6 protein-coding genes, 1 tRNA gene and 1 pseudogene are annotated in these 10,265 nt (G+C 57.4%); 7 read left to right on the top strand and 1 reads right to left on the bottom strand.

The features are described 5' to 3' along the window. Window positions 1-609 (top strand): annotated as a pseudogene (locus Tam1G_RS07040) (IS256 family transposase); the annotation flags it as partial. Between the two features lie 108 nt (window positions 610-717). Here Tam1G_RS07040 and Tam1G_RS07035 read toward each other — a convergent pair. Continuing rightward, window positions 718-805: transfer RNA gene (locus tag Tam1G_RS07035), tRNA-Ser, on the bottom strand. A gap of 448 nt (window positions 806-1,253) precedes the next feature. Here Tam1G_RS07035 and Tam1G_RS07030 point away from each other — a divergent pair. The 6 genes from Tam1G_RS07030 (at window position 1,254) to Tam1G_RS07005 (ending at window position 10,170) form a co-directional block, all read left to right on the top strand. Beyond that, window positions 1,254-2,780, top strand: a complete 1,527-nt coding sequence (locus Tam1G_RS07030; protein ID WP_165781939.1) for a DUF6020 family protein — start codon at window positions 1,254-1,256, stop codon at window positions 2,778-2,780. A gap of 168 nt (window positions 2,781-2,948) precedes the next feature. Next, window positions 2,949-4,787 carry an FTR1 family iron permease gene (locus Tam1G_RS07025; protein WP_101625973.1) on the top strand — a complete coding sequence of 613 codons (1,839 nt, stop codon included), beginning with the start codon at window positions 2,949-2,951 and terminating at the stop codon, window positions 4,785-4,787. A 133-nt stretch (window positions 4,788-4,920) separates the two neighbouring features. Next, on the top strand, window positions 4,921-5,604 hold the full coding sequence (locus Tam1G_RS07020) for an iron transporter (RefSeq protein WP_101625972.1): 684 nt from the start codon (window positions 4,921-4,923) through the stop codon (window positions 5,602-5,604). Between the two features lie 240 nt (window positions 5,605-5,844). Next, window positions 5,845-7,122, top strand: a complete 1,278-nt coding sequence (locus tag Tam1G_RS07015) for a DUF2318 domain-containing protein (protein ID WP_101625971.1) — start codon at window positions 5,845-5,847, stop codon at window positions 7,120-7,122. Between the two features lie 156 nt (window positions 7,123-7,278). Continuing rightward, a complete protein-coding gene (locus Tam1G_RS07010) occupies window positions 7,279-8,679 on the top strand; it encodes an ABC transporter permease (RefSeq protein ID WP_101625970.1) in 1,401 nt (466 codons plus the stop codon). Between the two features lie 99 nt (window positions 8,680-8,778). Further along, the gene (locus Tam1G_RS07005) at window positions 8,779-10,170 is read left to right on the top strand and encodes an ABC transporter permease (RefSeq protein WP_165781938.1); all 1,392 of its coding nucleotides are present in this window, start codon (window positions 8,779-8,781) and stop codon (window positions 10,168-10,170) included. Window positions 10,171-10,265: the final 95 nt, after the last annotated feature.

Raw genomic sequence — 10,265 nt, 5'->3', positions numbered from 1 at the left:
ATGGAACTGACCGGCATGAGGCCGCGTCTTCAGGCCGGCAGACGACTGCGTCGGATCGCCGTGGCGTTGGCGCGCGTCAGGAACAAGGATGACGCGGCGGCGTGGCTCGTCTCCTACAACCAATGGGAGCAGGACTTCGCCGGTTTCCTCGACGAGCAAAGCCGGTACGCGGACGGCAGCGTGAACGACGCGCACCAGCGGCTCGTCAAGGCCAGGCGCATGATCCGCAGACGCATCCGCGAGGACCAGCTGCTCACGTTCCTCGACGAGGAGCTCATGGCCGCCGGTCCGGTGCCGTCGACGAACAACCTCGTCGAATCATGGAACGGTCGGCTGCGTGACATGCTGCGCCATCATCGCGGCCTGCGCCTGATACGACGGCTGAAGGCGATCTGCTGGTGGTGCCACCAGCACACGGAACGCCCCGAGACGGACGCGTGGCTCGCGGCCAACGCGATCACCGACCGGCGGCTCGAGGACCTCTACAAGCACGCATGGGAGCAAAGCCCACAAGGCATGCACGAGACGTTCGGCATTCCCATGCGATACGGCACCGGCATCGACTGGAACGACTTCCACACCCACGTCGAATGGACATCAAACAACTAGGCCACCAGACACACAATTTGGCCTATAACCCCCAGAACGAGCACCCTATAACGACACCGGCACCTATGAAAAAAGCCGGAATCCTTTGGGAATCAAAGGTTCCGGCGATGGCGGAGGATACGAGATTCGAACTCGTGAGGCTGTTACACCAACACGCTTTCCAAGCGTGCGCCATAGACCACTAGGCGAATCCTCCATGCACTGCGATGTTTGCTAGAAGCAAGCTCCGTAGGCAACTCGAATAACCTACCATAGCTCGTGAGAAAATGCATGCTCGGCGTGTCGTATTCGTATGGTTCCGCTTGGGAGCAGGAGTGTGTCGTGTAGTCACATGTCGCTTATCTGTAAACAAATTCGGACAGTTGCATGAATTTTTTGATAAGTGTGGAATGCCTCCACGCGTAATCAACCTAGGCTAATCAACCATGCAAGAAGACGTGCAAAGCGATGAGTATGCTCACGGTAGGGGCGGAAAAATGTTGGCGGAGGATACGAGATTCGAACTCGTGCGCAGAACCCATGTGATTCTTGCGAGCCGTCGCCCATCCACGCTTACGGCCGCGCTCAGAACTCATTTTCTGCCATACGTGCTCATCATCGCAATCGCATGGCTGTCTTGGCTTATACTCACTTGGCCCGGATCTATGCGCGACGATACCCTCGCGCAATACCTCCAAGCTTCCGGCATCCACCACTATTACACGCAGCATCCACTGTTCGATACGCTGATGTTCAAGCTCTTCTGGGATGCCGGCCGCGCACTATTCGGCACTCCGCTCGCCGGCCAAGCCATGTACACGGCGGTCCAAGCCGCAGCGCTTGCCGCCTGCAGTGCGTTCCTGCTGTGCTATATCCGCAAAATCGGTGCCCCGCGATGGCTGCTGATACTGGGGCTCATTTATCTCGCGACCAGCTATGTGGTGGTCGGTTCCATCGCCACTATGGGCAAAGATTCGCTGCACACGGTCTTCTTCCTACCGCTTGCTGTGATATTCGCTGAGGTCTGCCGCACAAAAGGCGCAATATTGCGCAGAATTCCGGTAGCCGTAGTCTTCACTGTGCTGATGTTTGCCGCCATTGCATCCAAACGGACGGCTCTGCTGATTGTGCTGTGTAGCGGCATCGGCATGATTGCGGCATGTGTCGGGCGCTCGCAAAGCGCTGTATCTCGGCGACCGAGTAATCGATTCCGCGCGTTCGCGTGCCTCGCCATTGCCATCATTGCAGCTCAAGCTATCTGGTCGCCGCTTGCCGCCGCAGCAACGCAGGCGAACCATTCGCCCGGGCGTGAGGTATGGGGGCTAATCACTCAGCCGGTTGCCCAGGTCGCACACGATAATCCAGCGGCTATTAGCAACTCTCAGCGCAACAGCCTCAATGCAATCATGGACTTAAGCAAGGCAGCCGCCAATATCGAGCCACAGCGCACGAATGCAACATTCGCCACCTTGTACACCAAACCTGAGCCAAACCACCCAGTGCCGACTGCGCGCCAGAAAGCTGCGGCAGTTGCAGCATGGGCTCAACTCGGTGCCGCCAATCCCAGCGAATATGTGAAGGCGTATGCCGGTGTGATGCGCGGATGGTGGAATCCGCTCAGAAACTTTGCCTACCCGACCGATTCCGACTACCTATTCACGCCTGGATATCTGAAACAATGGGCGTCGTATTTGCCGGCAGGGGCGGGGAAAAAGACGAGTGATGCAACCGCGAATGCTGCTTCCGAAGGTGGATTGACTATCGAATCACAGCGATTGCGCACTATCAAACGAGATCTTGCTCCGCTGATGGGAACATCGAACAAACCACAGTGGAAGCATGATGTGCTGCTATTCATCCACCGATGGGTGCGCGCGGACAATCCGCTGACTGCAATGGCTTTGTATGTGACGTGGATACCGCTCGGATTGGGGGTGCTTCTGCTGGTGCAGACTATTCGGTGGAAGAAACTTGCGCAAGACGAGGACGACAAGCGGTACGGCAATGCTGGTCAGTCGGCTGCCGGATTCATACCGACTCAGGCGCTCGCTGCATACGGTCTGCTGGTGTTCACGGTACTGTCGCTCTATGCTTCGCCTGAAGCGCTGTTCTGGTATCCGATTCCGGTGTATTTTACGCTGCCGTTGTTCGTAGCAATGGCGTTCACATTGCGGGAAGCAGCGCGATACTGAGCGCCCTGTGGTCAAATAGTGAGACATTTTTCGGCAATATCTGGTGCAAACGGTGCCTTAATTACCTCGCACTATCAAAAAAATCAAGACTGTTTTTCAAAAAAGTTTTTCTGTATTTTGTGAAGTTGGTTTTGGTTCTAAGGCCGTTCATAGAGAGAGGAATATGGCATGGTTCGTCGCGCCCGCGTACAGTCTGCTGCACAATCCGCTGAGCATAACAGCGTACGTCAGCTGCGCGTTCTGGCTGCGATAGCATTCCTGTTCGCTCTGGTGATTGCTACTGTTGCACCTGCTGTGGTTGCCGTACCGCAGGCTTTCGCTGATAGCAGCACGGCTTCCAGCTCCAGCAGTGTTGACTACGCCACTTGGACTGAGGTTTCCAAGGCGATGGATAAAAAGCTGGAAGAAGGCCAGAAGACTTATAAGGACGGCAATACTGCTGGTTCCACGTCCGCTTTCATGGCCGCCTACAACCAGATTTATGTGGCCTCGAACTTCACCGCCGTGGTGCACGACACCATCGGTGCGGATAAGCAGCTCGCCCAGCAGCAAGCGTTCCAGAGCATCCAGAATCTGTCGTATACGGCCGGCAATGATGACCAGCTTGATCAGCAGATCACTGCGCTGACCGCCGACCTTGATGCCACAGCTCAGCAGCTCGACGCCAACACGTCGCTTGCCAAGCCGAAGGCCTACGCCGAAGCCCTGCAGAAGCAGCTGGCCAAGGAGCGCAAGGAGCTCGACGCCAAAAAGAAGAAGAATCCGGGCAAGGGCAACCGCTCCTGGACCGACGTGGCCAACGAGATGACCCCGATTCTCGACAATGCCTACAAGGCATACGCGGCAGGCGATGGTGCCAAGGGCGCAACCTTGGTGAACAACGCCTACTACCAGTACTACGAGAAGCTCGGTTTCGAGAAGAACGTGATGAACGCCATCAGCGGCGACCGCGTCTCGCAGGTGGAATACCAGTTCAAGATGTGCCGCAAGTCCATGAACACCGGCGCATCCCTGAAAGACACCAAGAAGCTTATCGATGACCTGAAGGCCATGCTGGTCAAGGACGCCGGCATTCTTGACGGCGGTGCCGCCGATAAGGAAGGCGGACTCACCAAGCTCATCACCAGTGCTTCCGGCCAGGCATTCCTGATTCTTATCCGTGAGGGTCTCGAAGCCCTGCTCGTGGTGGCCGCTGTGATCGCCTACCTGGTGAAGTCTGGCAACAAGCGCTTCTCCAAGTGGATTTACTTGGGCGTTGTCGCCGGTCTCGCCGGCGCTGGCCTGGTGGCCGTGATCTTCGTGCTCGCATTCGGCGGCTCCGGCCCAATCCAGGAAATCATGGAAGGCGTGTGCGCCTTGGTGGCTATGGGCATGCTGTTGTGGACCAGTAACTGGATGCTGAACAAGTCTTCGGTGGAAGCTTGGAACCGCTACATCAAGAACAAGACCGAGGCTGCGGTCAAGTCCGCCTCCTCGCAGGTTTCCTCCGGCGAACATGTGGCATTCGGCACGGTGATTTCGCTCGCCATGCTGAGCTTCCTCGCTGTGTTCCGTGAGGGTGCTGAAACCGTGATCTTCTACCAGTCGATTTACACGATGAGCCAGGATACGCACGGCATGTGGGTCGGTGGCATCACCGCCGCTGTGGTGCTCGTGTTCATCTTCCTGCTCATTCGCTTCACTTCGGTGAAGATTCCGATTGGTCCGTTCTTCCTGGTCACGTCGATTCTGATGTCGGTGCTCGTAGTCGTCTTCGCCGGCGGCGGTGTGCACTCGCTCATCGAAGGCGACGCACTGCCTGCCACCTATCTGCAGGGTGTGCCTACCAATGATTGGCTCGGCTTCTACCCGTACGTCGAATGCATCGTGGCTCAGATTATTGCCGCCATCGCAGTGATTGCACTGTTCGTAGTCGGCTTTATCAAGCAGCACAAGCGCAAGGCATCGGCTGCTGTTGAAGCATCGGCTACCAAGGAAGCTGCGGCTGAACAATCAGCTGAGAACTAAACAACTCAACAATCAACAGACTTGCGGCAAGGCCTTGGATTCGATGCTAATCATTCCAATCCGCACCGCGAACATCACATAACTGAACATAACAAGCGTGAATCTTGATTCACCAGAGAAAAGGAATAGAGAAATGATGAAGAACAAGAAACTGGCCGCTCTGCTCGGCCTGCTGCTCGCCGGCACTATGACCGTGTCCATGGCCGCCTGCGGTTCCACCAACTCCGCATCCGACACCAAGAGCGACTCCTCCTCCCAGTCCTCTGACTCCTCCAGCAGCGACTCCTCCTCCGATTCCGGCGCTGGTTTCGAGGAAGTCCCGGTCGGTCCTTCCGGCACCGCTGAAGAGCAGGATCAGGACGCCGGCCCGCTGACCGTGGGCGCTGTGTACTTCCAGCCGATCGATATGGAGCCTGCTTCCATGGGTCTGAAGGCTGCTGACGCTTCCTTCCACCTCGAGGCTGACATCCACGCCAACCAGAAGGGCACCGAGCTCGGCTACGGCAAGGGTGACTTCGTGCCGGATCTGACCGTGAACTACACCATCATCGACAAGTCCACCGGCAAGGAAGTGGAAGGCGGCACCGCTACCTCCGGTACCTTCATGCAGATGAACGCTTCCGATGGCCCGCACTACGGCGCCAACGTCAAGCTCGACAAGGCTGGCACCTACCAGCTCAAGCTCTCCATCGAGTCCCCGGCTGCCAAGGGTTGGATGCTCCACGTCGATCCTGAGACCGGCGTCAAGGGCCACTTCTGGACCGAGCCGATCGAAGTCACCTTCGACAACTGGGATTACACTCCTCGCCAGTGGTGATCATGTTCCTTCTCGGCTCCCTCTGATGAGGGAGCTGTCACAGCGAAGCTGTGACTGAGGGAGAGAAGGCGGCGTAGCCGCAATATGAATCATCTCTCAGTCATCTGTACTGACAGCCCCCTCATCAGAGGGGGCTTTTGGCAGATAAAAGGCATAATTGTATGAACCTCCCCTCAGTCGGCAGAAGCCGACAGCTCCCCTCAGAGAGGGGAGCCAGAGGCGGTCTAAGAAAGGGCGCGAATGCTGGAACAATTCGTTGCGGTAATGCCGGGGACGCTGGCCCCAGCGTTGCTGGTCATGTGTTTGAGCGTGATGCTCACCGTGGGCGAAGGCCGCGACAAGCCAATGAGCGCCTACTGGAGACTGTGGGGCCTGGGTATTGGCGTCGTTGCCGCTATCGTGTTCGCGGCCCTGAGAGCCACTGCAGTCATCAACCAGCGTACGTTTATCAACTATCCGGTGCTGATTGTGGCCGTTATCGTCGATGTACTGGCACTGATCGTCGTGCTCTGCGCCTCTCGCATCACTCATAACTGGGCCAAGCATCAGGCCTGGATGCACGTGGCCAATGCAGTGGCCGCCGTGCAGATCGCACTCACCGTGTTCTACGCGCTGCCGGACGTGATTCTGCAGCTCACCATTTGGGTGGAGCCGGGCGAAACCGCATTCACCTCCGCCATGCTGCTGCGCGCACTCGGATTCCTCCTCGGTGTGGCCATGTCTATTATCGTGGCCGCCATCTTCCGCACCATGCGCACCACTGCAGTGCGTTGGGCATTCACCGTGGCCGTCGTGGCAATGATGGCCATTCTGCTGGTGCAGCATTTCACTGGCCTTGCGCAGATTCTGCAAGCGCGTGGCTTCCCGATGAATCACACGATGTTCGTAGCACTCGCTTGGTCCATCAACCAGAATTCTTCGATGATTATGGCGCAGGCATTGGTGTTCCTGATTCCTGCCGTGGCTTCCGTGGTGGCGGGCTTCCGCATGAAAACCCACGATGTGCCCGGTGCCAATGAGGCCACGCTTCGCCGCCATAAGGCATTCCGCCGTCACGCCATCGCCGCCGCTGTGTGGAGCCTGGTAGCCATGATCGGCGTTACCGCAACGCTGACCGTGGGCGTGGCCGCAACCCATCAAACCATTACGCTTTCGCCGCCCGAATCCTATTCGCTGAAGGACGGCGTGGCCACTATTCCGTTCACTCAGGTGGAGGATGGCCACCTGCATCGCTTCGAATACAAGGCCAAGGATGGCACGGTGATGCGCTTCATCATCATCCGTAAGAATGGTGGCGCATACGGCATCGGCCTTGATGCCTGCGAGAACTGTGGTGACGCAGGCTACTACGAGAAGAACGGCAAGATCATCTGCAAGAAGTGCGAGGTGGCCATCAATCTGGCAACCATCGGCTTCAAGGGCGGTTGCAACCCGATTCCATTCCCATACAAGACCGGCAACGGCAAAATCACCATCCAAACCGCCGATCTGGATGCCCTAAGCGTCCACTTCCAGTAGATGTAGTCCCCACTAGGCTCCCCTTGTCAGGGGAGCTGGCAGCGAAGCTGACTGAGGGGTAGTCAGCACACTGCATGTCTGTTAGCAACTACCCCTCAGTCTCGCCAAGCGAGCCAGCTCCCCTGACAAGGGGAGCCTAAGAAAAGGAGGAACGCAATGTTCTTTCTGCGAATGATTGCGCGGTCGTTCACACGCCAGTTGCGCAGACGTCTGCTCATCGCGCTGACCGTGTGCCTATCCGCCACAGTGAGCGTTTCGATGCTGGGCGTGGTCTTCGACGTGGGCGATAAGCTCAACGCCGAACTATCCACCTACGGTTCGAATATCACCGTGCAACCCAAGTCGGATGCCGTGGTCTCCGACCTCTACAACACCGAGGGCAGCGACGCCGGCACTTCCGGTGGTTCCGCCTCGGCCAGCGATCCAACATCCTTCCTGAAGGAATCGGACGCTGCCAAAATCAAGACGATTTTCTGGGCGTTCAATATCACCAACTTCGCGCCCGAGCTGAACCAGCACGTCACCGCCATCAACACCAAGCCGGTGACCGAAGGCAACGGCTGGGCGGTGAGTCTTGCCGATTACCCCACGCAAAAGAATGTGCCGGTGGTGGGTACTTGGTTCAACAAAAAGCTCAAGCTGGCTTCCGGCGAAACCACGGTGGTGGGCGTTGAAGGCATGCGCTCCTGGTGGTCGCTGCAAGGCCGTTGGCCGAAGGACGGCACCAAGGAAGCCGTTATCGGTAAGGATCTGGCCAAGTCGCTCGGCGTGAAAGTTGATGGTCACGAGGATGAAGCCGCCGTGCAAGTTGGCGGCACTGTTTCGCTGATGCGCGGCGATAAGTCCATCGATTTCAAGATCGTCGGCGTCTACGATTCCGGCGATGACGACAACAGCGCCATGTATGTTTCCTCCAATCAGCTGCAGGATTTGACTGATCTGCCGGATTCGGTGAACAAGATTGAAGTCAAGGCGCTGACCACTCCGGAAAACGACTTGGCTCGCAAGGCTGCCAAGAATCCTGCCGCTTTGAGCCAGGATGAATGGGAAACCTGGTACTGCACCGCTTACCCAAGTTCGATTGCCTATCAGATTGAAGAGGTGATTCCGGGAGCGGTAGCCAAGCAGGTGCGTCAGGTTGCGGCATTGCAGGGCAATGTGCTGCAAAAAACGCAGGCTGTAATGATTTTGATGACTGTGCTGAGTCTGATTGCTGCCGCTGTGGCAGTGGCGAATCTGATGGTTGCCTCGATTGGCGAGCGTTCTTCCGAACTGGCATTGCTGAAGGCGATTGGTGCCACGGATGGTGCGGTTTCGCGCCTGATGATGGCGGAAACCGCTGCTATTTCGCTGCTGGGCGCGATTGTTGGTGCTGGGCTTGGCTCGGGCGTGGCTCAATTGATAGGTCATGTGGTATTCGGTTCGGGCATCACGATGCGTCCGATGGTGTTTGTGCTGGTCTTCGTGCTGCTGGCTGTGACTGTGCTGTTGGCTTCCGCGTCGTCCATTCGCTCGATTCTGAGCTTGAAGCCCGCGGAGGTGCTCCATGGCCGGTGAGTCTATTCGAGTTTGTTTGGTGTCGACTACCCCTCAGTCAGCTACGCTGACAGCTCCCCTGACAAGGGGAGCCTGTAGGAGCGTGAAAGGAGAAATCCGATGACGAACACCGGTATGTTCTTCAGGATGCTGTTTAGCGCGGTGTTCCGCCGCCGTTCGCGTGCGGTGATGGCCGTTGTGGCCTCGCTGGTCGGCGCTGCCACACTGTTCTGCTTGGCAATGATTTGTATTGCTGTGCCGCAGCAAATGAACGAGGAAATGCGCGCATATGGCGCGAATCTGATTGTGACTCCCACTGAATCCGGTGCAGATGGCAAAGCCGGCATCGATTCGGCGATGGTGAAGCACACTACCGAAATGGTGGCGGCTCAAGGTTACGAGAAGCACGCCACCTACCGATATGAGAACGTGCGCGTGAATGCCGCACCTTATGTGATGGCCGGTATTGACACCGCTGAAGTGAAGAACCTCAATCATCACTGGGTAGTGGACGGCAAGTGGCCGTCGGCTGGCAAAGTGATGATTGGCCGCGATGTGGCTGACGCATTAGGCCTCGAAGTCGGCAGCCGCATCACCATCGGCTACCGCGCCTCAGACAACAGCTCCACCGCTACCTCGACTTCCTCTGACAAGGGAACTGCCTCCAACGGAACCGACTCGAGCAATTCCTCGATGCAGGGCATGGATATGTCCGGTACCACTTCGGCTCCCTCTGACGAGGGAGCTGGCTCCGCGAACGCGGAGACTGAGGGAGAGACCTCCAGCAACACTGGTTCGCAGTCCTCTGCGAACTCCTCTACCTCTTCCGATCAGCCCACCCAGGATGGCCGCGTCTCCAGCGATATCATGGACACTTCCGGCACCGAATTCCGCGTTTCCGGCATTGTGGATACCGGCGGCAACGAGGATTCCATCATTTACGCCACTAACGATGACGTCAACAAGCTCACCGGCACTTCGCGCGGCGTGGACGTGATCGAATACTCGGCCGGTACCGAAGACCTCAACGCGCTGGTTAAGAGCATTAACTCCATGACTTCAATGCATGTCAAGGCTCAACCGGTCACGAAGATCACGTCTTCGGATACGCGCATCATCACCATGCTGCAAACCCTGTTCTGGATTGTGTCGCTTGTGGTGCTGGTGCTGACGCTGGTGGGTGTGGGTACCACCATCAGCTCGATTGTTTCCCAGCGCCGCAACGAGATTGGTCTGCGCAAGGCTTTGGGCGCAAGCTCTGCCGCTATCGGCACTGAGTTCTATGTGGAATCGGCCATGTACGGCTTGCTTGGCGGCTTGCTTGGTACGGCGATTGGCTTCGGTCTCGCGCAATGGCTGTGCGTGGCTGTGTTCGACCGCTCCATTGGCTTCAACTGGTGGTTGGCTGCCGGTTCCGTGATTCTGGCCGCGTTGGTTGCCGTTATCGCGTCCATTCCACCTGTCCACCGCGCAACCCGCATCGACCCAGCCGTAGTGCTTCGCGAAGAATAACCCCCCCATTGGCTCCCCTCTCCGAAAGGAGCTTTCGCCAAGGGCGACTGAGGAGGAGGACGACAATCGCCGAGACCACATACACTTAAAACAAA

The organism is Bifidobacterium imperatoris, assembly GCF_002860405.1.
GTDB lineage: Bacteria > Actinomycetota > Actinomycetes > Actinomycetales > Bifidobacteriaceae > Bifidobacterium > Bifidobacterium imperatoris.
Note: the sequence above shows the minus strand (reverse complement) of the source record. Positions and strands in the feature narration are given on the sequence as shown.